General features: G+C 41.8%; 18 protein-coding genes, 1 pseudogene and 1 CRISPR repeat array. Of the genes and pseudogenes, 10 read left to right on the top strand and 9 right to left on the bottom strand.

All coding sequences use genetic code 11. From position 1 onward, the window contains the following. Positions 1 to 200 precede the first annotated feature (200 nt). From L5M51_RS18510 to L5M51_RS18500, 3 genes are read left to right on the top strand one after another with little or no spacing between them, the layout of a single operon-like run. Entirely contained in the window at positions 201 to 824 is a 624-nt protein-coding gene (locus tag L5M51_RS18510; RefSeq protein WP_263174046.1) for a TnsA endonuclease N-terminal domain-containing protein, read from the top strand. After that, positions 821 to 2,674 (top strand): Mu transposase C-terminal domain-containing protein, encoded by a 1,854-nt coding sequence (locus L5M51_RS18505; RefSeq protein ID WP_263174044.1) that lies wholly within the window; start codon positions 821 to 823, stop codon positions 2,672 to 2,674. The genes L5M51_RS18510 and L5M51_RS18505 overlap by 4 nt, the downstream gene beginning before the upstream one ends. After that, positions 2,671 to 3,693 (top strand): TniB family NTP-binding protein, encoded by a 1,023-nt coding sequence (locus L5M51_RS18500; protein ID WP_263174043.1) that lies wholly within the window; start codon positions 2,671 to 2,673, stop codon positions 3,691 to 3,693. Before L5M51_RS18505 ends, L5M51_RS18500 begins: the two co-directional genes overlap by 4 nt. On the opposite strand, the gene L5M51_RS18495 is transcribed toward L5M51_RS18500, so the two are convergent. Both L5M51_RS18495 and L5M51_RS18490 read right to left on the bottom strand, forming a co-directional pair. Continuing rightward, a complete protein-coding gene (locus L5M51_RS18495; RefSeq protein WP_263174041.1) occupies positions 3,675 to 5,087 on the bottom strand; it encodes a DEAD/DEAH box helicase in 1,413 nt (470 codons plus the stop codon). The two genes, L5M51_RS18500 and L5M51_RS18495, sit on opposite strands and share 19 nt — an antisense overlap. Beyond that, positions 5,084 to 5,671, bottom strand: coding sequence for a hypothetical protein (locus L5M51_RS18490; RefSeq protein WP_263174040.1), 588 nt, complete (start codon positions 5,669 to 5,671; stop codon positions 5,084 to 5,086). The genes L5M51_RS18495 and L5M51_RS18490 overlap by 4 nt, the downstream gene beginning before the upstream one ends. 135 nt (positions 5,672 to 5,806) lie before the next feature. Between L5M51_RS18490 and L5M51_RS18485 the strand changes: the two genes are divergently transcribed. After that, positions 5,807 to 6,118, top strand: coding sequence for a helix-turn-helix domain-containing protein (locus L5M51_RS18485; protein WP_411568991.1), 312 nt, complete (start codon positions 5,807 to 5,809; stop codon positions 6,116 to 6,118). Between the two features lie 3 nt (positions 6,119 to 6,121). Here the strand turns inward: L5M51_RS18485 and L5M51_RS18480 are convergent, their stop codons facing one another. The 5 genes from L5M51_RS18480 to L5M51_RS18460 are packed head-to-tail and all read right to left on the bottom strand — an operon-like array spanning position 6,122 to position 15,839. Further along, positions 6,122 to 7,789 carry a hypothetical protein gene (locus L5M51_RS18480; protein ID WP_263174038.1) on the bottom strand — a complete coding sequence of 556 codons (1,668 nt, stop codon included), beginning with the start codon at positions 7,787 to 7,789 and terminating at the stop codon, positions 6,122 to 6,124. Positions 7,790 to 7,804: 15 nt separating this feature from the next. Next, positions 7,805 to 9,280: a hypothetical protein gene (locus tag L5M51_RS18475; protein ID WP_263174037.1), complete on the bottom strand. Its 1,476-nt coding sequence runs from the start codon at positions 9,278 to 9,280 to the stop codon at positions 7,805 to 7,807. Positions 9,281 to 9,294: 14 nt separating this feature from the next. Next, positions 9,295 to 12,996, bottom strand: a complete 3,702-nt coding sequence (locus L5M51_RS18470) for a DEAD/DEAH box helicase family protein (protein ID WP_263174036.1) — start codon at positions 12,994 to 12,996, stop codon at positions 9,295 to 9,297. An 18-nt stretch (positions 12,997 to 13,014) separates the two neighbouring features. After that, positions 13,015 to 14,217, bottom strand: coding sequence for a restriction endonuclease subunit S (locus L5M51_RS18465; RefSeq protein WP_263174035.1), 1,203 nt, complete (start codon positions 14,215 to 14,217; stop codon positions 13,015 to 13,017). Next, positions 14,214 to 15,839, bottom strand: a complete 1,626-nt coding sequence (locus tag L5M51_RS18460) for a class I SAM-dependent DNA methyltransferase (protein ID WP_263174034.1) — start codon at positions 15,837 to 15,839, stop codon at positions 14,214 to 14,216. Before L5M51_RS18460 ends, L5M51_RS18465 begins: the two co-directional genes overlap by 4 nt. A 276-nt stretch (positions 15,840 to 16,115) precedes the next feature. Between L5M51_RS18460 and L5M51_RS18455 the strand changes: the two genes are divergently transcribed. Then, complete coding sequence (locus L5M51_RS18455) at positions 16,116 to 17,348, top strand: TniQ family protein (RefSeq protein WP_263174032.1); 1,233 nt, start codon at positions 16,116 to 16,118, stop codon at positions 17,346 to 17,348. A gap of 43 nt (positions 17,349 to 17,391) precedes the next feature. Here the strand turns inward: L5M51_RS18455 and L5M51_RS18450 are convergent, their stop codons facing one another. After that, entirely contained in the window at positions 17,392 to 18,600 is a 1,209-nt protein-coding gene (locus L5M51_RS18450; protein WP_001206290.1) for an IS4-like element IS10A family transposase, read from the bottom strand. 246 nt (positions 18,601 to 18,846) lie between these two features. On the opposite strand from L5M51_RS18450, the gene L5M51_RS18445 reads away from it, so the two are divergent. The 4 genes from L5M51_RS18445 (at position 18,847) to L5M51_RS18430 (ending at position 23,997) form a co-directional block, all read left to right on the top strand. Continuing rightward, on the top strand, positions 18,847 to 20,784 hold the full coding sequence (locus tag L5M51_RS18445; RefSeq protein ID WP_263174031.1) for a type I-F CRISPR-associated protein Csy2: 1,938 nt from the start codon (positions 18,847 to 18,849) through the stop codon (positions 20,782 to 20,784). 9 nt (positions 20,785 to 20,793) lie between these two features. Continuing rightward, a complete protein-coding gene (csy3, locus tag L5M51_RS18440) occupies positions 20,794 to 21,843 on the top strand; it encodes a type I-F CRISPR-associated protein Csy3 (RefSeq protein ID WP_263174030.1) in 1,050 nt (349 codons plus the stop codon). Position 21,844: 1 nt separating this feature from the next. Continuing rightward, positions 21,845 to 22,456, top strand: coding sequence for a type I-F CRISPR-associated endoribonuclease Cas6/Csy4 (gene cas6f / locus L5M51_RS18435; RefSeq protein WP_263174028.1), 612 nt, complete (start codon positions 21,845 to 21,847; stop codon positions 22,454 to 22,456). A 130-nt stretch (positions 22,457 to 22,586) separates the two neighbouring features. Continuing rightward, a CRISPR array of direct repeats spans positions 22,587 to 22,914; the repeat unit is 28 nt; unit sequence GTGACCTGCCGAATAGGCAGCTGAAAAT. A gap of 735 nt (positions 22,915 to 23,649) precedes the next feature. Beyond that, the gene (locus tag L5M51_RS18430) at positions 23,650 to 23,997 is read left to right on the top strand and encodes a hypothetical protein (RefSeq protein WP_263174027.1); all 348 of its coding nucleotides are present in this window, start codon (positions 23,650 to 23,652) and stop codon (positions 23,995 to 23,997) included. Positions 23,998 to 24,257: 260 nt separating this feature from the next. Here L5M51_RS18430 and L5M51_RS18425 read toward each other — a convergent pair. Further along, positions 24,258 to 24,761: pseudogene (locus L5M51_RS18425) on the bottom strand (Tn3 family transposase); the annotation flags it as partial. Positions 24,762 to 25,028: 267 nt separating this feature from the next. On the opposite strand from L5M51_RS18425, the gene L5M51_RS18420 reads away from it, so the two are divergent. After that, on the top strand, positions 25,029 to 25,205 hold a 177-nt coding region (locus L5M51_RS18420; protein WP_263174020.1), incomplete at its 3' end, for a type II toxin-antitoxin system Phd/YefM family antitoxin.

The following is a 25,205-nucleotide window of genomic DNA, read 5'->3' as shown; positions in this document are numbered from 1 at the left end:
GAACCCATACATTGACATAATGTACCCATAGTCTGACAAATTTAACTCATTCAATGACATAAAAATGACTTTTGTAATTACACTACAAAAGTCATTTTCTTTAATATCAGTATCTTGAACGATTAATAACCCATACATTGACAAATTTTTGCATGTTAGTACACTAAATGTACTTGAATTGTTCAATTTTTATCGAAAATATGAGAAATTTACGTAAACCGTCACCTAATAAAAATATATTTAAATTTGTTAGTGCAAAAGTTGGCGAAACAATAATGTGTGAGAGTTCATTGGAGTTTGATGCGTACTTTCATCTTGAGTACAATGAATCGATCAAAATGTTTATTAGTCAACCTGAAAAGTTTTATTACGATTTTGACGGCGTAAGAGCATTTTATACGCCTGATGCGCTAATTTACTACAATGATGGGACTATGAAATATCATGAATATAAGCCCTACAGTAAAATTTTTGACCCTATTTTTAGATCTCAATTCATAGCCAAGAAAGTGGTCGCTCAGTCCATGGGAGCAGATCTTATTTTGGTTACAGAACGTCAAATCCGCGTAAATCCTATTCTAAATAATCTTAAAATATTACACCGGTATTCAGGTATCTATGACTTAAATGCTATTCAAATTGAATTGATCAAGCTTATAAAAAGAACAGGAAAAATTAACGTAAGTGATGTTGCAATTAAGCTGTCATTACCGTTAGGTGAGGCTAGATCATATCTTTATTCTCTTATACATAAAGGATTAATCAAGACCAACTTAATCCAGGACGATCTTACTTGTAATCCTTCGGTATGGTGCATTGAATGATGGACTTCAAGGATGAATTCAATGAGTCTGAATTAGTTAATAAACCTGATACTCCAGCTCAATATGTTAAGTTAGCTGATGCCGAATTAGTCAAGCGAGATTTAGATACCTTTCCCGATTTTTTAAAAGATAAAGCTCTCGATAAATATCAACTTATTGCTTTCATCGAAAAGGAAATTACAGGTGGATGGACTCAAAAAAATCTAGATCCAATTCTTGATACACTTTTTATTAACGCTATGGAAAAGCGCCCTAATTGGCGAACCCTAGTCCGTTGGCGTAAAAGCTACATAGACAGTAATGGTGACCTTGCTTCGTTAGTTACTAAACGTCATAAAATGGGCAATAGAACAAGTCGTGTTAAAGGTGACGAAGCTTTTTTTGAACAAGCACTAACTCGTTTTTTAGATGCTAAAAGACCTAAAGTATCTACAGCATATCAGTACTATAAAGATGCCATCAGAATTGAAAATGAGAGCATTGTTGATGGACAAATTCCTATCATTTCTTATAAAAGCTTTAACCAAAGAATAAAGTCATTACCTCCTTATCCAGTGGCAGTCGCAAGGCATGGTAAATTTAAAGCTGACCAATGGTTTGCTTATTGCTCTTCCCATATTCCCCCAACACGAATATTAGAGCGGGTAGAAATCGATCACACCCCGCTTGATCTAATCTTGCTTGATGATGATTTATCTATCCCACTTGGCAGGCCATATTTAACCTTAATCGTCGATGTTTTTAGTGGTTGTGTTTTGGGGTTTCACTTAAGCTATCGGTCGCCTTCATATGTTTCAGCTGCCAAGGCAATCGTACATGCAATAAAACCTAAATCATTTGAAGGTCTTGATATAGAGCTTCAAAATGAGTGGCCTTGCTATGGTAAATTTGAAAACCTAGTTGTGGATAATGGAGCTGAATTTTGGTCGAAAAGTTTAGAGCATGCCTGTAAAGAGGCAGGAATAAACATTCAATATAACCCAGTTCGTAAACCTTGGTTAAAGCCTTTTGTAGAACGTTTTTTCGGGATGATTAACCAATACTTTTTAACAGAGTTACCAGGGAAAACCTTCTCGAATATCTTGGCAAAAGAAGAATATAAATCTGAAAAAGACGCTATTATGCGCTTCTCTACTTTTGTTGAAGAATTCAATCGCTGGATTGTTGATATTTATCATCAAGATTCAAACTCACGTGAAACACGAATTCCCATAAAACAGTGGCAGCGTGGCTTTGATATTTACCCGCCACTAAAGATGAGTACAGAGGACGAACAACGGTTTACTGTGCTGATGGGTATTTCAGATGAGCGAACATTAACCAGAAATGGTTTCAAATTTGAAGAGTTAATGTATGACTCTACTGCTTTGGCCGATTACAGAAAGCATTACCCACAAACCAAAGAAACCATCAAAAAAATCATTAAAGTCGACCCAGATGATCTATCAAATATCCATGTTTATCTCGAGGAATTAGGCGGTTATCTTAAAGTCCCCTGTACTGATAATAGTGATTATACCCACGGATTGAGCCTTCATGAGCATAAAGTGATTAAGAAAATTAATCGTGAGATTATTCGGGAAGGGAAGGATGATTTGGGGTTAGCCAAAGCGCGTATGGCAATTCATGCGCGAGTTAAGCAGGAACAAGAAGCATTTATTGCATCAAAAACAAAAGCTAAAATTACAGCAGTAAAAAAACAAGCTCAATTGGCCGATATCAGTAATACGGGCCAAGGTTCAATTAGACTAAACCGAGAAGAACTAGACTTGTTTTTACCAAATAAATCAGACACTAAGAAAATCAATGTTTTCGATAATTGGGATGATGATTTAGAGGCTTTTGAATGAAGACCTTAAGTCATACTCAAATTGAACAACTGGGTAAATTTAGCGACTGTATTGTCATGCATCCTCAGTTGATAACCATTTTTAATGATTTTGATGAGCTAAGGTTGAATCGAACTTTTCAATCAGATCAGCAATGTATGCTCTTAACGGGAGATACCGGAGTAGGCAAGAGCCACCTAATTAATCACTATAAAAAACGCGTATTAGCTAGTCAGAATTATGGCCGTGAATCTATACCAGTTCTGGTTAGCCGAATATCTAGTGGTAAAGGATTAGATGCAACATTAACTCAGATGTTGATGGATCTTGACATATTTGGAAGCCATCAAAGAAAAAGCCGTGGTTATGCAACGGATTTGAGGAAAAAACTAGTCGATAATCTGATAAAGGCCAACGTTGAACTGATCATCATTAATGAGTTTCAAGAATTAATCGAGTTCAAAACAGTTCAAGAGAGACAGCTGATTGCAAATGCGTGCAAGTATATAAGTGAAGAAGCCAGGGTTCCTATTGTGTTAGTCGGTATGCCTTGGGCCGAACAAATTGCAGAAGAACCACAGTGGTCATCTCGCTTAGTGAGAAGAAGAAAACTTGAATATTTTAGTCTTCAAAAAGACAGCAAGTATTACCGCCAATATCTGATGGGTTTAGCTAAATACATGCCGTTTGCGGAGCCTCCCAAGCTGGAAGATAAACATGTGGCAATTCCCTTGTTTGCAGCCTGTAGAGGTGAAAATAGGATTCTAAAACACCTTCTTTTAGAAGCATTGAAGAATGCGCTGCTCGCAGATGCTAACACGCTAGGAAATCAACATTTTGCTGATGCTTATACAACACTTTTCAATAGAACATCAGGGACAGTTTCAAATAATCCATTTACTCAACCAATAGAGGATATTCTGATTTCTGAAGTTTTTGAGCATTCTAGGTATAACTCAAATGCAATGTCAGCAGAAGACATGCTGATTGCTAGAGTATTTTCTAAACCACAAACCTTGGCTCAGCTACTGAGTAAATAATTGTCAAACATCCTAACGATTTGCTCTTTATATGAACCTAGCAATGCCAGATTGTAAGAGTTCTCTTCGTCAATGGCTGACTTATGTGAAGTGCTAGCATGCCCATTAGTATTGGATAATGAAAAACCTAACAGATCTACATGTAACTCATTACCTATATTCCCTTGGGTAGCCTCACTCGATGTTAATTGCGGTAACTCTAGGTCTAAATCCTGTGAGCCAGTCTGCTCGATAACCACTGATTGCTCTGGTAAATCTTGGTCAATTCGATAAGCAAACTCTGTCAGGTTTGTTTCAGCTAACGTGAATAACCAAGCTTGTTGAGTCTCATCTGAATTAACTCTTAATATTCGACCTAGCACTTGTCGGTAATGCATTTCAGTTTTTATTCGGCTCAAATGACAACATACTTGCAGCCGAGGGATATCAGTCCCTTCAGAAATCATCCCCACACTAACAATCCACTGGGTATTATTTTGTCGGAAGCCATCAATAATGCGGGAAGGATGCTTTAAGTTAGATGTCACGATACACGCGTTTTGCTTAAGATCAGAGACAAGGATTTGGAGTAATTGTTTAGCATGCTTAATTGACGCCGCAACAACTAAACCACCTGCATTCGGGTTACTCAGGCGTATTTCAGCTAATTTTTTAACGCTTTGATTCAACATATAATGCATTATTTGATGATGATTAATTAATGCCTGATAACTGTATCTTGGATCTAACAAGAGCTCAGCTATAGATGCAAATGTCTCAATCTCTTGATCAATTTCTAGTTTGATTTTGTTGTTATCAATTAAAACGATATTAGGCTGACGACAGACGTTATCCGCAATTGCCTGCTTTAATCCATAGCTAAAATCACAGTGGATTGTATTATCTGGTTCAGTGAATCGTGAAAGCACAATAGGGGCCTTATCTGAGCGCCAAGGTGTACCAGAAAGCGCTAACGTATATGCCGCATGGTATTGGATATTTAATAGAACTTCTTCTCCCCATGCATTGGCATTACTAAGAAGATTGCCTTTTAGATGATGAACTTCATCCATGATCACAAACACTTTATGCGTTCGTAAGATCTGCCAAAACGCCTCAGTTAAGGAGGGCATGAACTGGTAGGTATAGACACTACCAATGGCACCCATTAGCCCGTCAAATCGCTTGTTCAGACGCTTTGAAAAGGTTGAGCGAATGCTGTCATTCACCTCTGATGATGGAGAGAAGCACAGCACAAAATCAATTTTACCAGCATCGATTAGTCTTGATGCTAGTTCAGCTGCCATTATTGTTTTGCCCGCACCTGGCGTGGCTAAACACATAAAATGGCTTTGTGTTTGGTAACGTCTAAGCGCCTCATCAACACAAGCACGTTGCCATTGCCTTAATTTCACTCTGATGCTCCTGTAAGGTGCCTTAAATAGGCTTCAACAGCCTTAATTTTACCCATGAGTGTAGAGCCTTGATTTCGGGCATACATGTAATGAGGATAAAGATTAGCTTTAGAATTTGGAAACTCTTCATACAGGCGTTTAAACTCTTCCGCTTCACCAATAAAGCCGAGTAAATCGACCTGATACTGATTTAGAGTTGCATGCAGGCTCTCTATTTCAGAGCTCTTAGGGTGAGATACTTTTACTTTTGTAGGACGCGCTTTGCTCTGAATGAGTCTAGTTGCATCGAACATTAGCGTCTTCTCAAAATTTAACTGTTTTCCAGAAGATATTTTCTCTAAAAAGCCAATTTTCAACAGTTTTGAAAGAGTACGACGCACAATTTGATCTGACTCTTTTGGCAAAATTGAAGGTTCTACCATAATCATTTGGTTTTTCAGGTAGGTAACAGTGAATTGTTGTAATTCACTAGCAATCAAAATCGTGTGTAATACTGCATTTATGCGGATCATTATTGCACCAAAATATTTACTAATAGTCTTAAGTTTCAATATGTAATGTGCCGATCCATGACATTCATTCAATATTTTTCCTTATACTAAACGCCAAGTTCGTATAGAGCTTGACAACTTGCGATAAAAAGCTAAGGATTCCTTAGTATACCTCAAGTGAAAAAACTAAGACAATCTGAGCATCAAAGGACAAATCATGTTGAAGCTGTGGCAGATAAAATCATCAATCCATTACCTATTAGACTTAAACAAGCCCGCATTGCTAAGGGAATTAGTCAAAAACAACTGGGTATTCAGCTAGGTATGGAGGTTGGTAGCGCCAGTGCGCGTATGAATCAGTATGAGAAAGGCAAACACACGCCTGACTACAAGACCTTAAAGGCCATGGCCCATGAGCTAGGTGTGCCTGTGGCGTATTTTTTTTGTGAGTCAGAAAGCACAGCAGAGTTACTGTGCTTACTTGAAAAGATGACTGAGGAAGAAAAAGCTGCACTAGTGCATCAAATTAAAGGTGATTAATCACTAATGCCCTTTAGTATAAAATCCCTCTAATGTTCGTTCTCCTGATTCCCCACCTGCCGTAAGACTAGCGACTCCGCCATTATCAATTATGCGCTTCCTCGCACCACCTAGTGATACAGCAATTCGAGGATAATCATCTTCTAGTTCAGGATATTCTTCCGCTAACCAAATAGGAAATGCCTTAGTTTGAACCAGTTTAAGCTCTTTACCTTGGACCCGAATAGAACCTTTAGCTAAAGCCTTTACCATTGGTAAACTAGCTCCGCCACCAGTCAAAGCTACAGCTAATGCCCCATTAGGAGCTCCCGTAATAAAACTGCTATCAATTCTATTGAGAATTTTGTCCCTGCAACCAACTAGTGAATCAGCAAACAGTGTGACTTGGGGCAATGACATAAATTCATCTAGGCTGATCGGTATAAGTGCGCCATTGAATAACTTAACATGTACTTCACTATCTTCAAATAATCGCTCTTTATAATCCCGCAGTGACAATTCAAGATCCCCAGAAATGTTTCTAAAATTCTCACTATCAGATGTAATCTCGGCTTTTTTAAGAATTAGCTGTTTTAGAAGTTTATCAAGATGGTTACCAGCTTCAGTTATCCCTATCGTCGAATTTTCAACTTCTAAAGCTTTGCTTATCCCTGTGCTAGGATTATAAGCCATTCGATAAACGCTAAAGTCGCTGGTACCTGCACCAATATCAACAACCATTAGTAATGAATTAACAGTTCCTTCCCAACTAATAATAGAACCAGCAACACCTAATGGCTCGGTGATACCATTATTAATAAAGGGATACTCAATCTTATCTTGGCGAACTAGCCTCTTAGCTTCAATAAACGCAGAAAGATGAATACCATCCTCCAAAGCTTGATCAAAAGTATCTGCCAAGATTTGCGCCTCACCTAACATACGAGATAAAAGCTGCTCAGTATCCCTAGACTTACTCGTATCTAAACATGGCATAGCAAATCTACGATTCAGGTTTCTTGGCTCATTGAACTCTTCTAGGCATCGATTCACTGCCCAAGTAAGATACATCAAATAAGCCATAACCATATCACCGTAGGTAATTTTGAGGTCTGTCGGATTAAACAAAGCGGAAACCGGTTCATTAAAACCTTCCTCAGACAAATAACGTTTAATGTTATCTAAACGCTGTAAACCCGAGTGAAATTTTGACCAATCTTGTGCTTTCTTACCAAACCAGATTTTACCATCTGGATCAATAAACACAGATGAAATCAGCATGGTTTCCGAAATTTCTTCTTGATCTCCAGGTACTCCTAATCGCAATACGTGGATCTCTTCAAAATCACGTTTATGTGAACGATCTTTGACTAAGGTAACTTTAGACATAGCCGTTCCAAAATCTAAACAAAGTCGCTTATCATTGGCTGGTTGTGGTAATGAAAGTACAGATTTGTCCAGCTTAATAACATGACTTTCTAGTTCAGAAGGCTGAGCTAGAGTAGATGTGATAATTGTAGGCTCAACAGGCGTCACAGAAATAGCACTACCTTCTAGCATACTTAATGCGAACTTAAGTGCGGTAAGCTCATCATCCGTTAATAGACCATTTAGTTCGAAACTATCCTCATCGACTTGTTTGATTCGTTTGAGCAAACTCTTTAGCAGGATTTTTGCTTCCATACTTTCCATATAACACCTCCTAGGTTATTCTTCTTTTGATACTCGTGGTTTAACCAAGACTTTGATTTTTCCGCCAAAATCCTTCTGGATACCATCTCTTTCAACACGAACCGTTCTAATCCCCATCTGATGCCCACCTAGCAATTCGTGCTGTAATGGGTTGTATTCTAAAACCGCGCCTTTTAACCCCATATGCTTCAATTTACGCATAGTGGCAAGCTGTCTTGCCACTAAGGCTATTTCAGCATAACTGGAAGCAGCTTTTTTTACTGTAGCAGCCAAAGCTGGGTCCGATATTTCAACAAATGGAACTACCGCTCTTTCGAGCTTTTCCATAACTGTTTTACTGTCTTCAACATTAATCAATAACGAACCGATTTGTTGATCTTCAGAATTGCCAATTTTATGCACAGCTTCGCGAATTCTATTTTGCACATTGCCAGCTTGTTCCCACCAAGCTTTTACTTCAGGATCAAGTTCTTGAGCTTCTGTGAAGTGGGAAACAATTGCTGGCATGGCCTGAGATCTTGAGTAATAAGCAGATACAAGCATTTCAACTAGATCACTATCGGTTTTGCCTTGACGGGCAACAACGAGAGCAGCTTCCTTTAAGCAGGTCCTAATACGCTCTAAATTTTTTGACTGACGCATAATTTCAACCCACGCATCTCGCCCTAGAACAGTGCGCGCTTTTTCAAGCATTGCATAGGTGGGAGCTAATAACGCATAAGAAAAACGTAACTCGATAATACGTGCCAACATAAGTAAACTATCATCGATAATATCAGTTAGGACATCCTCACCAACTTCTCGGTTATTAGTTAGCATCAGCTTAAATAACCACTCTCCTAACGCAGTACCTGGATTTGTACCTACTTTACTGGACCACTCTTGAACTACCTCTAGAGTAGAGCTAGAAATTCGGCGGATTCGTTTGTATCTTGCCTCGTTACCTTCCATCAATTTTAGTGCTTCGAAAGCGCTGCTGAACTCATGCCAAAATGAAGATAAATTGCCTATTTCACCTAATGCTGTAGCTATAAATATTCTGCGGGCTTTTTCGGCTGTATCAACAGATACAGCTTCTTGAAGACAGTATTTAACTAACCAAGGGGCTTTAACTGACGCAAATGCTATTGATGCATAATATTTCTCGTCACCGTCAGCCAGTAAATCTATTGATCCTGGCTCCCCGTGAAATAATTCACCGAGTCGCTCAAATACAATTTCTTTGCGACTACGTACAACAGCAGAAATTCGCCCTAATATTGCTGCAGAAATGAGCCTATTTTCTTGTTTATTGTCTTTATCCGCTAAGGCTAGCTCAATAACAGCATTACAAATCAAAACAAGATTATCATCTTTGAGTAATCCTTGGATTTTTTGTGTTGCCATTGAACGAGTTAGAAGCTCATTTACCGAGCGTAGATCGTCAGAATTCTTAATAAATTTAAGTTGTGCACTAATATCGTCTAATGATATTTGTTGGTGTGTTTTCATAATATGTTTGTTTCCTAAGCACTCTTACTTTCTTCAGCTACCGCATTGGCATTCACCGCTCGTATCACCCCAAACAGCTCGACCACTTTGCCTTCATCAAAAAAGCCGTAGGCGCTTTCGCCGTGGTAGTCAGTAAAAGGCGGCTCGAATATATGCGCCATATCTAGCACACCATTATCAACAAGATAATCAATAACTTGGTTTACAAAGTTAATTTGTTCGGCGTTATATATCCCTTCATCTAAAAAGCTGCTGAAGGCTTCCTTAGCGGCATTCAAGTCCATGCCCACCAATTGCCGAATAAAGGTGCCTAATGGCTTTTCTTGTAGTATTTGGTGGCGATAGGCTTCTATGTCACTCATGCCGCTGGCATCCAACAGCAAACCTTCGAGAACGTCCAAGTCGGCTTGGGTAATGGGTTTATTCCGCTTGAGTTTTTGAATGGTCAGTTGATCTTGATGATCTTGAATATACAGTTCAATTTTCTTGCGGTATTGGGCTAAATCCATCGTAGGATTTTGATACACGGCTGTTACGTCATGCACGCCCTGTACTTCATCCACAAATTGGGTGTATACCACCTCTTTTTTATCTTTATCCAATGCAAACATTAGGTTACGCAAGCGTTTACGAATATCTTCTAATGTCGTTACATGAATATCTTGCCAAAACTCATGGACTTGAATGTCTTGAATTAACTGTAACTGCGCTTGTACGGCAGGGATGGTGGATTTGGCCTCAAGTTGCTGGGCGATTTCCATCACTCGTTGCCGACTCAGTTCTGGCACCATGCCTTTTTCAAGTAAGGCTAACTGCATGGTTAACATCAGATTGTCAAAACGATTGGATAAATTACTAACCTGCTCATCCTGATTAAAAGCGTCGGCTTCTGTGGGGAGCGCCGAGACATGGCTTTCAAGCTCAGTAAATTTTGCATCATCAATATGATCCCAAAAACCGCGTTCCAAAAACGGTTCAACCTTCTGGCGTTTGGGCCTCACAATAAAGTTATCAAGGTTCATGCCCGTTACTTGATGATGCAGCATATCCAGTTGATAGTTGTTCAAGTCGCGCAATAGCTCGCAATCTTCTGGGTATTTATCGCGGTAGGTGTCATCGAGCAAGCGAGCATTGAGCAAGGTACTTAATTGCACTCGCTTTTCAAACACTTGCTGCATAACTGGTTTTGTAATGCCGACGGGTAAACCTTCAGGGTTGGCGTCAAAAAACTCAAAGTTTTGGCAATAATCGAATATTTTAAAGGTAGTTTTGTCATCACCTGGGCCAAATAAATTGGGGCATAAACGGGTGCCACGGCCAACCATCTGGGTAAATTTGACCTTAGAGCGAACCACTTTAAAAAACACTAAATTGACCACTTCAGGCACATCAATACCTGTGTCAAGCATATCCACCGATATCGCAATCCGGCAGGTGGGATTCTTCGGATCAAAGTCTTTGCGCTCGTTTTCATCGCCGCCAAATTCATCGATCAAACTTTGGGCATAGGTTTCTTTAAAGGTGATCACCCGCGCCAGCTTTCCCGCCCATTTGGGGTAGTTTTTGTTAAACATTTTTTCAAGGAATACCGCATGATCATTGTTGGCTGCAAAGATGATGGTTTTACCTATCACATCGCCACCTTCCACATGAATGCCCCCAAGCGGCTCTTTACTCATTAGCTGGGCAAACATCTTCTCGGCGGTATCTTCGTTAAACAAAAACTTATTTAATTCCGAAGGAAGCACCTCATCGCGGCCCTCAAGCTCGGGTTTACTTTCCCATTCCTGTTTTTCCTCATCCGATAATGCTTGATACTTCACCCCATCGCGCAAAAACTGCGTCGCGACCGAAATCTTCGTCGGTGGCACTAAGTATTTTTCGGCATAGGCGCTGCCGTCTTCATAGGCATAGGTGGGCATGCCTTTTTGTAAGTCAAAAATGCCGTAGGTATCTTTTTCAACCTCATCTTTCGGGGTGGCGGTTAAGCCTACTAACAGGCCGTCAAAATACTCAAAAATTTGCCGATACTTGGCATATACCGAGCGATGCGCTTCATCGACAATGATTAAATCAAAATGGCCGACACCAAAGGGGCGCTCATTCGCGCCACGGTCGAGCAGGTTTTTCATGGTGGGATAAGTGGCAAAATACAAGCGGCTGTCGATGCTGTCTTTACTCTGGCCAGAACTTAATATGGCGCAACTGACACGGGGTAAGAGTTTAACAAAGTTCTTTTTTGCTTGAGATAACAACGCATTGCGATCGGCCAAAAACAACACGTTTTTCACCCAGTTATTTTTAACCAACAAATCGACCAGGCTTATCACAGTACGGGTTTTACCCGTGCCCGTTGCCATTACCAGCAGCGCCTTGCGTTGATGTTCAAGCTCAAAGTGCTGCAAAATATGGGTAATCGCCGCTTTTTGATAATGACGGTTGGTAATATCCTCATTGATCTGGGTAGTCAGTTTTTTGCCTTTACCCTTATCGTCACTAAAAAACGCCACCCTGTCACTGCGGCGCTTAATCATTAGCGCCAATTCATCTTTGGTGTAAAAACCTTGTACTTTGCGCGGCGGGTAAAAGGCATCATCCCACAAATAAGTTTCGTAACCGTTGCTGTAAAAAATAATCGGCCGCACACCGCATTGACGCGCTAAACAATCGGCATACAGCTTGGCTTGCTGTTGGCCGTCTTCTGGGCGGCGACTGGTGCGCTTAGCTTCGACAACCGCCAGCGCAGTGCCATCATCACCCCAGAGCACATAATCAACAGCACCATTGCCCTGTGGATTAGCATCTGATATCGGCATGGTGGTTACGGGATATTCACGGTCGCGCTTATCTTTAAGCGGCCAACCCGCCTCATTTAGCAGCACATCGATGAGGTAATCACGGGTTTCGACTTCGTTATAGTCATGGCTGTCCTGCGTGCTATCGGCCGTTTGCTTGGCCTTGGCAATTTGCGCAAGCAAAGCTTCGTTTTGCGCCTTTAACGCGGCATTTTCACTCAGCTGTTGCTGATAGTCGTCACGCTTAATGCTGTCGCTTTCGGCGAGCTGTTTTTCAAGCTCTTGCACCCGCTTAATACTGCTGATGGCTTTAGTGACTAAGCCTGCATCAATGGCGAGCTTTTGCGGTACAAGGGCTTCATCAAAGGGCGCGATGGTAAAGCGGGTTTTATCGAGCGTTGGCGTATAAGTGCGCATAAACCAATACAGCACATGGTGCAGCTCTTTGACCGCTTGTAACGCATCCCGTTGTGGCGGGGTACTTTTGCCGTGCACCGCCTCGTTACCGATTTTGATGATGAGTTTAAGCTTGGGGAATAAGTGACTGGCAAGGTTATCTTTAAAGCCTTGGTCATGGATCAGCGACATTAAGGTCGCATCATGGCGCGGCCGTTTTAGCCAGTTGTCGATGTCAAACACGGTTTCAACCATCAGCTCCAGCGCATTGCGGGCATAAAAGCCTGCAATACGTGGGTCGCTTTTAATATTGGCCTCAGCGCTTTGGGCGCGGGCCAGTATTTCGGCGCAGTGTCGGCTAAAGAGATTGGTCTCCTTGTCTACCTTGGGATTTGTGGCGTTCGCTGTATTAGCGCTAGCATTGGCGGCGCTAAGCAGCTCAGCCATAAACGCAAAGTTGCTAACACCCAACGCGACACTGGCAGGGTTTAGCGTACTGGCGGAAGGAGTGACCGTCTCTGACATGTAATTTCCTTTTACATTTTATGAGGTTTTCACGTTAGCAAAGTTATGTTCGCCGCTAAAGGCTTTTTGCATTAGAGCATTGAATACTTTTTGATATTCAAGATCTTGTAATTTAACCTCTTGTATCAAGGCTCTAATTTTTGCGATTCTAACTGAAAAATCTATCTGCAATTCAATTGGTGGTTTTGCAATCTTGATACTTTGAAACTCTTTGGCATTGATGTTTGCCATTCCAACAATACTTTTACACATTGTCTGAAGAGTCTGCTTACCATATTTAGAATTCATAAAAGATGAAATATAGTCAGGGTGTCCGAATTTATTACACCGTGCTCTTACCAAGTAACCAGCATATGCCATCGGCTCTTTCTCTCGGTAAACAGCTGTTTTACCAACAAGTTCTTTGCTATTTGTTCTGTTAAATAATATATCGCCGTCTTGTACTAAATACTTATCTTCATCCTTCTCGTCCATATCCATGTACTTTAAAGATGTAAAATCCCAATTACCTTCATAGGTTATATTGTTCATGCGAAGTACTGGGTATTTCAGGATATCAGTTGACGACTTTTCAGATGTTCCATAATTAGCCGATGATAACAGTTCTGCAATAGTACCAATCTTCCAGCCTTTCGGATTGGTTGCTGGGTCGCCGAACATCTCAATAAACACTGACTGGGCGAGGCTGTTTAGCTCTTGCTCCATTTGTTGGCAGTCTTTACGTAGTTGGTCGGCTTTTTCTAATACCGCCGCAATTTGCTTCTGGGTTTCCAGTGGCGGGAGTGGGATTTTGAAGGCTTCTACAATTTTTTTAGAAACCTCTTTAAATGTTGCACCGTTGCCTTCATTTTCAAGTCTCTCTGCTGAGTGAAGCATACAAAAATAAAGATATTTAACATCTACTTTATATGATGGTATTAGACTTTTAAATCCCTGATTGGTGCACATTTCTTTAGTTGTTATTGCAATATTCCCAATAGGTGCTCTTGAGGTAAGTAATAGACTTCCTATCGGCAGTTTACATGCAGCACAACTATCAAAACCCTCGTTGGATATATATTCAGGCGCATCATTGATGTATAGGCTATTTATTTTTGATATGTCTTTAGGCGTAACCCAAGGTACATCTTTACTATCCCAATAAGATTCAACCTCTCTTCTTGGAGTGGCGCCGCCAACAACGGTACAGCAGTCCTTAAGCGCAACTAGTGGCCAGCTCATTTCAGTAACCCTTCTAGCTCTTCCACACTCTTTGTCATCTTCGCTTGCAAAGCTTTAATCCGTCCTAAGATCACTTTGGGTGAGTCGTACTGCACTTCCTCATACACCACTTGCTTGTATTTATTCAGGCTTAAATCGCAATCATTGGCGGTAATGCGTGCCACTGGCACCATAAAGCTTTGATCTGTGGTTTTGCGGTTGTGCTCTGGGCTGGCAAGGTTGGGCGTGCCATCGGCATGAGTTAGGCTAGTAAAGCGGGCAATAATGTCGGCAATATTGCTTTGCTCGTGGGTCGGCTGCCCTTTACTACCATCTGGGCCGTCTTTTACCAGCGGGGTTCGTTTATCATCCAGCGAATACCCATCGGCCTGCATATCGTAAAACCACACCTTGTCGGTGCCGCCGGAGTTGGTTTTGGTGAAGATTAAAATCGCGGTACTGACACCAGCATAGGGCTTAAACACCCCCGATGGCAGCGAGATAACCGCCTCAAGCTTTTGCTCGTTAACCAGTTTTTCACGAATGCTTTTGTGGGACTTGGTTGAGCCAAATAATACCCCGTCTGGCACAATCACCGCGGCGCGGCCACCGACTTTAAGCATGCGTAAAATCAGCGCTAAAAACAGCAGTTCGGACTTTTCAGTCGGGCCCTTGGCTTTCACTTCAACTTGGGTTTCAACCCCGTCTGCATCGATTTCGGTTTTGTACTTTGGCGCGACTTTTTTGGCGGCAGGGTTTTTACCCAGCGCGCGCAGTAAATCCGGCGCAATAATGTCAAAATCGACCGAGCCCTTAAAGGGCGGGTTGGCCAAAATCAAGCTATAGGCTTCGCGAATATTGGCATCGCCTTGGTCTTGTAAACTATCGCGATACAGCACAGTTGGGTTTTCAATGCCGTGCAGCAGCATGTTCATCGCGCCGATGCGCAGCATACTTTTATCAAAGTCAAAGCCGGTGAACATGGCATTATTAAAGTGCTGGCGATTGGCAGGCTTATTAACCTCTTGCTTGTAGCGGTGTTCAACGTATTCGAGCGCCGCCATTAAAAAGCCACAGGTACCAGATGCGGGATCGCAAATGGTGTCGCCCAGTTTTGGCTGCATCAGCTCGACCATCATTTGAATCATGTGGCGCGGGGTGCGGAACTGGCCGTTAACGCCCGATTGTTGCAATTTGCTTAATAGATATTCGTATAAGTCGCCCTTGGTGTCTTTGTCGTCCATGTTGATGGCATTGAGCAAATCGACCACTTGCGATAGCAGCTTAGCGGAGGGGATCATAAAGATGGCATCTTTCATGTGCTCGGCAAAGCTACCTTCATCGTGAAGATTTTTTATTTTAGGAAACACCTGATTTTGGACTATGTCCATCATCACATCAGGATCTTTATCTTTAAAATGACTCCAGCGCAGTGCTTGTTCATCAGGGCCAAAGATGGGGTTAGCTACAGCAATGCCCGTGGCCTGCGCGCGACGCTCGGCGGTGCGTTGTAGCTCATCTAAACGGCGGATAAATAACAGATAAGATATTTGCTCAATCACGGAGATAGGGTTGGCGACCCCGCCAGTCCAGAACATGGTCCACACTTGGTCGATTTGATTGCGTATTTTGCCTGTTAACATTTTATCTCTCTGTATTCAATATCACGAATCAAGCGGAGTATGGGCCGCTTGATATGAGCCGCTTGATATAGGCTGAAGCCTTAGCGTTTGGCGGCTAAAAAGTTGTCCTCATCATAGCAGTAAATTTGCGTTATGTTATGGTAATAGGCCAACTTTTTGAGCCAGTTATCTGCATCAGTTAAAGGTTATGGAAGGTAAAATTTGGAGGATTAACTTGCTATTTTTTCGGCACAACCTTATCGTCTAGCTAAGGATTACTTAGTTTTTTGGTGGGTGATGGCATTTTTATTTTCCCCTAGAGCAAGAGCATTCATTGATGAGTCGCTTGAAAGTTATTTGCTTCGAATCGTTTCAGAGAACTTTTTTGATTCTTACCAGCAGCTCAGCTTGGCGATCAGAGAAGAGCTACATGAGCTCGACTTTGAGGCGCATGGGGCTTTTCCTATCGAGCTAAAACGCCTCAATATTTATCATGCTAAGCACAATAGCCACTTTAGGATGAGGGCGTTGGGCTTACTTGAATCCCTTCTTGGTTTACCTCCCCATGAACTGGAGAAAATAGCCCTATTTAGATCGAACAGAGTCTTTATGGAGTCTAGCGTTGCAGTGCATCGTAATGGTATCGATATTCCTTTAAGTTTTATCCGTTATGCAAATGAGGATGATGTTGAGAGTGTGCCCGTTTGCCCTCAATGCTTAAAGGATGAGCCTTATATTCGGCAAGTTTGGCATTTAAAGCCATACACTGCCTGTAACAAGCATGAGTGCGAATTGATTCATCATTGCCCCGAATGCAAAGCACCGCTCAACTATATTGAGAATGAATCAATTGGCTATTGTTCCTGTGGATTTGAGATTTCAAAAGCAGCAGTTATTAGCGCTAAACAATCAGATCTCATATTAGCGCGAAGCCTTATCAATGGTGATGTTACGTCTACAAATCCGCTTCTTCATGAAGTATCTGCAACTCATCGGCTTGCGGCTCTAGTTTGGTATCAAAAGCGTTATTGCAAAAGTAAAGAAGCTTCTTTTTGCGATGCGGTGGAGTATTTTGATAACTGGCACGAAAACCTTTATCAAGAACTGGATCAGCTGACGCAAGGCGCTGAATTAAGACTGATAAAGTTATTTAACCACACTGCATTTCGATTTATTTATGGTGAGTTAATTCTGCATTCCCGCTGTCTGTATCCTGAGGATAAAGATCCACATTTTATCTATGTTGCATTAATGCGTTATTTGCAAAGATTGGTTGAGCTACATCCAAAATCGAAAAAACCTAACGTGGCTGATACGCTAGTGACAGTTGCAGAAACGGCGGTTTTACTGTCAACAACCCAAGAGCAAGTTTATCGGCTTCATCAAGATGGGATATTAACGTCGGCGTTTAGGCAAAAAATGAAGCAGAGGATTGATCCACATATTGGTGTTTTTTATTTAAGACAAGTGATTGAGTATAAAAGCAGCTTCGGCAGTGATAAACAGGGGATGTACATATCGGCATGGTAACGAATTTACATTTGCGAGCACTGCTAGACACTGAAGGATCCCCTCATAAATCAGCCATAGCATAGCCATATTTGAGCAACTGATTGGCGAATAATACCCAGGCCGCCAGCAATTCTTTCTCCGTGATTTGATAATCAGGCCGCCTGAGTACCTCCAATCCCAAGCGAATCGTTGAGAGTACCGTTCGATGCCCAATGGTATTGGCCTGAAAATGCTTATCCCAGCCCTGTTGCTGTGCGTGTAAACCAACTAGCCACAACAGGCATTGAACCATCAACGCTATCAGTAGGATGATGTCGAATCGCTCTGGACTGTTGGTACGACTTTGGCGTAAGCCAAAGCCGTATGCCGGGCTTTTGAGGTCACGAAAGGTTTCCTCTATTTGCATACGTTTGGCGTACAGGTTTACCAGCTGCTTTGGGCTCCGAGATTCTGGTGGTAAATTGCTGGCTAACACCCAAGGCTCTTTCGCCGATGTTGAGTACGTTTTTGCCGATGGATGGTGGCAATTAGTCCTCGTTGAACGCTGATTTGTACGCCCCTTAGGTTTGCTACGATAAAGCGTGAGATGGCAATTGATAGGGTTAGTTTTGGTCAAGGTCTTACAACCCAGGCTCTTCGCTTGACCGTTGGCCAAGTCATGTGTACTGCGAACTGCACGCCAATTTTCAGCGCCAATATCTGCAAATTGAACTGTACCGCGAATACGGCTTAGCCAAAACCAACCATGCGCCTCAACCTCTTTGTACCAAGGCACTTTGAACCCCGCGTCAGTCACGATGAGAGGGGTAACATGCAAAGGTAAAATCTTGGCTAAGTCCGCTAAAAAACCGTTGTGGGAGGCCTTAGAGCATTGTTCTGATAGGGGATAGGACTTCTCATACAGGGTAATAGAGCGGCCATTGAAGGCTATTGAGGCGCGCAGAGCCATGATGCGTTTATGCTCTCGGATGTCTGACCAATCGACGAGCACAATCGGCATAGGGTTACCAGAACAGATGAGGCTGGCATGCCATTGGTAGACAGCTAACCGTTCTTGATGCAGATGCGTGTTGCCGAGCAAACGATCAATGCGCTTGATGTTGTGCTTGGTTCGGGCCGTGGTTGGTAAATTTCGACCTAACTCAGTCAAGGTCAGTGTCTTACATTCAATCAGTGCCTTAGAGGCCAGCATCAAGCTGTTTAATCGTTTTAGGTGAAGTTCTGGGCAGTATTGGTGTAAAGAATGTTGTAGGATATTGGCTTCGCGCATCTTGTTGTCCAAGTGTAGTTTTTAGCGAAACCATTTGATCATGCAACAAGATGCGCTTCCACTCTAATTTGATGATTTATTTGTAAATCATCAGGGGATTCTTCAGTGCTAGACATTGAAGACGTTCAAGCGCGTTCGGCAGCGTTGAGGCGTGCATTTGCTGCTTATACAGAACCGTTAGATGTGACTGGCGAGGAAAGCTCTGCCCTAATTATTTTGCTTAATCTTACCTATCCGAAAAAGTTGGTGGATGATTTACTCGATAAAAGCTTAGCTAGAACAACTGTTAATAACCAAACCCATATTGATGTTTGCATTGACGAAGTACAATGGCTGCATACCCATAATCTCAAGTACCCAGATATTCGGGTCAGTAAACAAAGGCTCGTTGCCTTCAGTCCTCAATTACATCCCAATATGTTGAGTAGCGCTAATTGCCAGCGTACTTTAGGGTGGTCTCATGACAGTGCGAAAGTCAATTTTGCCAAGCTGTTTGGCTGCCAGTTTATTTGGCAAGGTAAAGTAACTTGCCTTGCAACATTAATGTGTGAAGCACCAAAACACTGGAAAGAGGCTTTTCAAGAACTTGGCATGCCTGTTAAACAGTTTATGAATATTTGCGGCAGGGTGAAGCATTTTTTACCTGCGCAGTTAAGCCCAGATAAAGTCGATAAATACTCCGTACAGGTTCGAATGCCATTCCGTGATGGATATATAGCGATTACCCCCGTTGTAAGCCATGCACTTCAGTCTGAACTCCAGCAAGCAGCAATCAAAAAACAGGGCCGATATACCAGTCTTGAGTTTATTCGTCCTGCGGCAGTCAGTGAGCTAGTCGCATCTCTTGGCGGTAATGCTAAAGCCCTGAATTATCCGCCTCGTATTAATAAAAAAACTCACGGATTAGGCAACAATTTACTGGCTAGGGTCTTATCTGGTCAGGATGTATTGAATCAAAATGTATTGTCACAGCCTCGATTTGTGAGGGTATTGGATGAACTGTTATCGAGTGAATCAGCGTTGGCGTTAAAGCAACGCAGGCAACAAAAAGTCGCCAATCTTAGACAGATAAGAGCGATGTTATCTGAGTGGCTTGCGCCAATGTTGGAATGGCGATTAGAGGTTAAAGAGGGGCCGATTCTTCTTAGCGAGCTTGAGCCTATTAATGGCTCATTAGAGTATCAGTTTTTAACCTTTGAGAATGAGCTATTACCTGAATTGCTGCTGCCTCTGTTCGGCAGATTGAATTCGGTGATGTCGCATTCAGCAATGATAAGTCAGTATGCCTTTCATCAGAGACTGATGCCCCTTCTTCGAAATAGCTTGAAATGGTTGTTAACTCATTGGGCTTGTAAAGAACCTTTGCTACAAAATGATGCTGAAGGTGAGCATTTCCAGCGATATTTACATTTGAAAGGTATTCGAGTGTTTGATGCCCAAGCTTTATCTAATCCGTATTGTGTTGGCATTCCTTCTCTCACAGCTGTTTGGGGAATGATGCATAACTACCAGCGGCGATTAAACGAAGGCTTGGGTACTCAGCTTAGATTAACCTCATTTTCGTGGTTTATTCGTCAGTACTCATCTGTCTCGGGCAAAAAACTGCCTGAGTACGGCATGCAAGGATCGAAAGAGAATCAATTTAGACGAGCTGGAATAATTGATAATAGACATTGTGATTTAGTGTTTGATCTTGTCATTCATATTGATGGTTATGAAGACGATTTAGTTATCTTAGATAATCGAACTGAAATGTTGAAAGCAAGTTTTCCGGCGAACTTTGCCGGTGGAGTAATGCATCCTCCCGAGTTAGATGCTGTTGGTGCGTGGTGCCAGCTTTATCAATCCGAAGCTGAACTTTTCTCAACATTGAAAAGACTGCCTATGTCAGGAAAATGGATTATGCCGACGAGATATTCAATAGATAATATTAGTGATCTTCTGTTTTTGTTGGATAAAAATTCATCGCTGTGTCCCACTATGGTTGGCTATTTACCATTAACTGAACCCGTTAGCCGAGTTGGTAGCCTAGAGCCTTTACATTGCTATGCTGAACCAGCGCTTGGCGTAGTTGAGTGTGCATCGGCAATTGAGATAAGGTTACAGGGGCAAATAAACTATTTTAAGAGAGCGTTTTGGATGTTAGAAGCAAAAGAGCATTCAATGCTGATGAAACGGATTTAAGGAAGGTGTATGGAGCTATGCAATGTTTTAAAGTATGACCGATCCCTCTACCCAAGTAAGGCGGTATTTTTCTATAAAACGGCCGATTCTGATTTTGTTCCTCTTGAAGCTGAAATCACTCGTATACGTGGTCAAAAAGCTGGATTCACTGAAGCATTTACTCCTCAATTTAAATCGAAAAACTTAGCACCCCAGGACCTTACACACTGTAATCCTCTAACGATTGAAGAATGTTATGTTCCGCCAAATGTAGGGCACATCTATTGCCGTTTCTCGCTAAGAGTACAAGCTAACTCACTCAAACCATCTGGCTGCAGCGATCCTGAAGTTTCAACTTTGCTTGAAAAGTTGTCTGCAGCATTTAAGGAGTGCGACGGTTACCAAGAGCTGGCGAGCCGTTTTTGTAAAAATCTGCTGTTAGGAACTTGGCTCTGGCGTAATCAAAACTCTGGTAACACTCAAATAGATATTAAAACCAGTGCGGGAAAGTATTATCAAATCAGTAATACGAGGCAGTTAGCTTGGAATATTTGGTCTGATGAAGCCCGGACAGTTCTTGATGAATTAAGTAAAGAGATGCACTTAGCTTTGACTGATCCGAATGTATTTTGGAACGCCGATATTACAGCAAAAATTGAGACTGTCTTTTGCCAAGAGATCTACCCAAGCCAAACCTTTGGTGAAAAGTCCGCAGAAGGTGAAACTTCAAAACAGTTTACTAAGGTTAAATGTACTGATGGTCGTTATGCGGTGAGTTTTAATTCGGTCAAGATAGGTGCGGCTATTCAATCAATTGATAATTGGTGGGATCAGGACGATGTTAAACGATTACGAGTACATGAGTACGGTGCAGACAAAGAGCTGGGTATTGCACGGCGTTCACCTGAATCTGCACTGAGTTTTTATACCTTATTTGTAAATACAGAGCTGTATTTAGCTGAACTCAAGCAACAGGCCGCAGAGTCAGGGCATTCAATTCATCCTAATATTTACTATCTTTTTGCTGTCCTGATAAAGGGTGGCATGTTCCAGAAGAGAGCCGAAACGAAGAAGGCATAATATGCAGCGCTACTTTTTTATGGTGCGTTTCTTACCAAAAGAAGCAAACTTGGCCTTGCTGATGGGGCGTTGTATCTCAGTAATGCATGGGTACATCTGCAAACATGAAATTAAAGGTCTTGGGGTGACGTTTCCTGCTTGGTCGGATGCCTCTATCGGTAATGTCATTGCTTTTGTTCATTCTGATAAAACGGTTTTGAGTGAGCTAAAGCAGCAATCCTATTTTCAAGATATGAAAGAATGTGGCTTTTTTAGTCTTGGTAACGTTGACGTTGTACCTGATGATTGTGTTGAAGTGATGTTCAAACGTAATCAGGCAATTGCAAACATGTTTGTTGGTGAGGCTCGCAGACGCTTAAAACGTTTGGAAAAACGAGCGTTAGCTCGAGGTGAGACATTTAATCCTATAAAAAATACTCAGCCAAGAGAGTTTAACATTTTCCATCGTATAGCAATGAGCAGCGGTAGTAATAAGCAAGATTACCTTCTTCATATACAGAAAATGGTAGCAAAGGAGCAAACTGAACCATTGTTTAGTAGCTATGGGGTTGCTAGCAATTTACAACTAAATGGAACAGTACCGGAGCTATCTCGTCTTATAGATAAAATTTGACCTTTTGGTTTCGTGGTTGCGGTAATGTTTTGATTGTAAGGCTAATTATCTATATGAGGAATTATATGGTTATTTTCTGGATTTTGACTCTAGCAATTGATTTTATTTAGGTTTATTTTATAAACGTATTGTGACCTGCCGAATAGGCAGCTGAAAATAAGATGGAGTGCCAAACGTATTACAATGATGTGTGACCTGCCGAATAGGCAGCTGAAAATTCACCCATGCATAGCACCTTGCGCAGATTTACGTGACCTGCCGAATAGGCAGCTGAAAATTACAGTGCCCCCCAACACCATGGCCCATAAATGTGACCTGCCGAATAGGCAGCTGAAAATGTTAGTGTTCGAATCATCATAGTAGATGAACAGTGACCTGCCGAATAGGCAGCTGAAAATTCAAGTCCATATCGTTGAATCGTCCAAAATGAGTGACCTGCCGAATAGGCAGCTGAAAAGCGCGAAAATCGTGATTTTAAAGTCGACTTTGAGATGCCTGCCGAAAAGGTAGTTAAACCTCCTCCCATTGTTATGGGAGGAGGGCTTTATCTGTAAGATTCATAGTTTCTGACTCATTTCTGCCCCAAAGTTTGCTAGCACTTGTTTAGTGAATCGAAAGCTGACGAACGAGTTGCCCTAAAAAATCTCATCTATTTGCCTAATGTTTGGCTCTACCGTAAAGCGACTAACAATGTATAGGTATACAGTCGTATTTAAAATTAGATGCTTTTGAGTGTTTTTAACCTCATTTGCTTGCGCGTTTTTCCAGCCAAAAACAAACAAAACCCTTTTAAATTATTGATATATATTTTTTACAAATTAGATAATCGGTTTGGGAAACGCGCATGCGCGTTTTTCAGGATGGTGTATTTAATGAAAAGCTGATAAGTTCTTTGCAATACATGTAGTTAACTGTGCGCGTTTTTACTGGTCTAATGAGATAAACGCGCATACGCACTATACAAACGTTATGTGTTCAAGGAGCTGCACTCATGGAAACCGATCTTATTCTGGTATCTTTAAATAATGATCAGATTTCCAAAGCAATGGACGCTTACCTTTGAAGTGTGCTTTAACACTCTATTTTTGTAGTGGGAAATGACATATTATTAATTTAAGGTCACACAAAATTTAAAATTTTAAGATAAATCTGCTCAGTATTGTGCCTAGCTAAATTAATAGAACGGAATGTTTATGTTGAAGATTATACAATTTTTATTTGTTTCAGTCTTTGTCTTTATATTTGGAGGCATAGCATATGTTATAAACCCTGTTGCAGGGCTTATTGTTGGCGGGGGGATTTTTTATCTCTTTTTTTTGAAACCTACTATGGACGAAGGGAAGGTTCATAATACTTGGCAACAACACCAGACATTTGATGAATACATTAAAATTAATCCAAACAAAAAAACTTCACATGGAATGAAATGTTCTCAGTGTAATAGCTCAAGCATCAGAAGCTGGGGCATAGATGGCCCATCAGATAAAAGACGTGTTCATATTTGCAATCATTGTAACAAGGAACTTTATCGCACAAGTTAACCTGTTTTTGATTACGATGAGGCCATTTTGATTACAACTAAATGTGATTACAACTAAATGGACATCCATCATTAATGGCGCGGTAATTAACCTCCGACTATGCTTAGGCTAAGCATTGAACAAGGAGGTTTGTATGCCGCGCCCTCGCAGAACTCAGATTAGTGTTGAAGACACGCCCTTCTATCACAACGACTAAATGGACATCCATCGTTAATGGCGAGGTAGTTGGGGTCGTCTCAGAAAACGGAAAATAAAGCACGCTAAGCCGGTGGCAGCGGTCGCAATGGCCTGAACTTCCCCGCACCGACCTTGGCACTGCTGCGCCATAGGTAATCGCCGGTCAGGTTGATATGCTCCCACCCCAGCGGGGACAGATATTGCAGCAACGTGTCGTCCAGCGCCATGCCGTGGGCACGCAAAGCACTGGTGGCACGCTCCAGATAGACCGTGTTCCACAACACGATGGCCGCCGTCACCAGATTGAGGCCGCTGGCCCGGTAGCGCTGCTGCTCAAAACTGCGGTCGCGGATTTCACCCAATCGGTAGAAGAAGACCGCCCTGGCCAGCGCGTTGCGCGCCTCGCCCTTATTCAGCCCCGCATGGACGCGGCGGCGCAGCTCCACGCTTTGCAGCCAATCCAGAATGAACAGCGTGCGCTCGATGCGCCCCAGCTCGCGCAGGGCGACGGCCAAGCCGTTTTGGCGCGGATAGCTGCCGAGCTTGCGCAGCATCAGCGAGGCCGTCACCGTGCCCTGCTTGATGGCTAAATTTGCCCAACGCGCCAAAAGTGTAAAGTTAGATTTATGCACGAGGTAACAACTTGTTTTCAATATCAAATACACCTTAAACCTAAACATTAAAAATTTGCCATAATCTCTTTAGAGATTTTGATAACCGACTTATGATAGTAGTTTTGATAGGTGATAAATTACTCTATCAAATTGTATACATTTTGATAGGGTGCATTTTTGACTTTTATCGCCCAACTGGTGTAAATTGAGCGAATCGAACGATTCGTTTAAAGGTGATAAATGAACACTCTTTCAGCCAATGAAGCAAAAATTCACTTTGGAGATTTGTTGCTCAAAGCTCAACAAGCTCCAATCCAAATTAATAAAAATGGCAAGCCTGTGGCCGTTGTTATTTCAGCTGATGCATACCAAAGTATCGAGACACTAAAATTACATTTGCTTCAATCCAAAGCGGTG

Source organism: Shewanella sp. SM73, assembly GCF_025653795.1.
GTDB classification, from domain to species: domain Bacteria; phylum Pseudomonadota; class Gammaproteobacteria; order Enterobacterales; family Shewanellaceae; genus Shewanella; species Shewanella oncorhynchi.
This window is presented reverse-complemented; position numbering and strand designations above follow the sequence as displayed.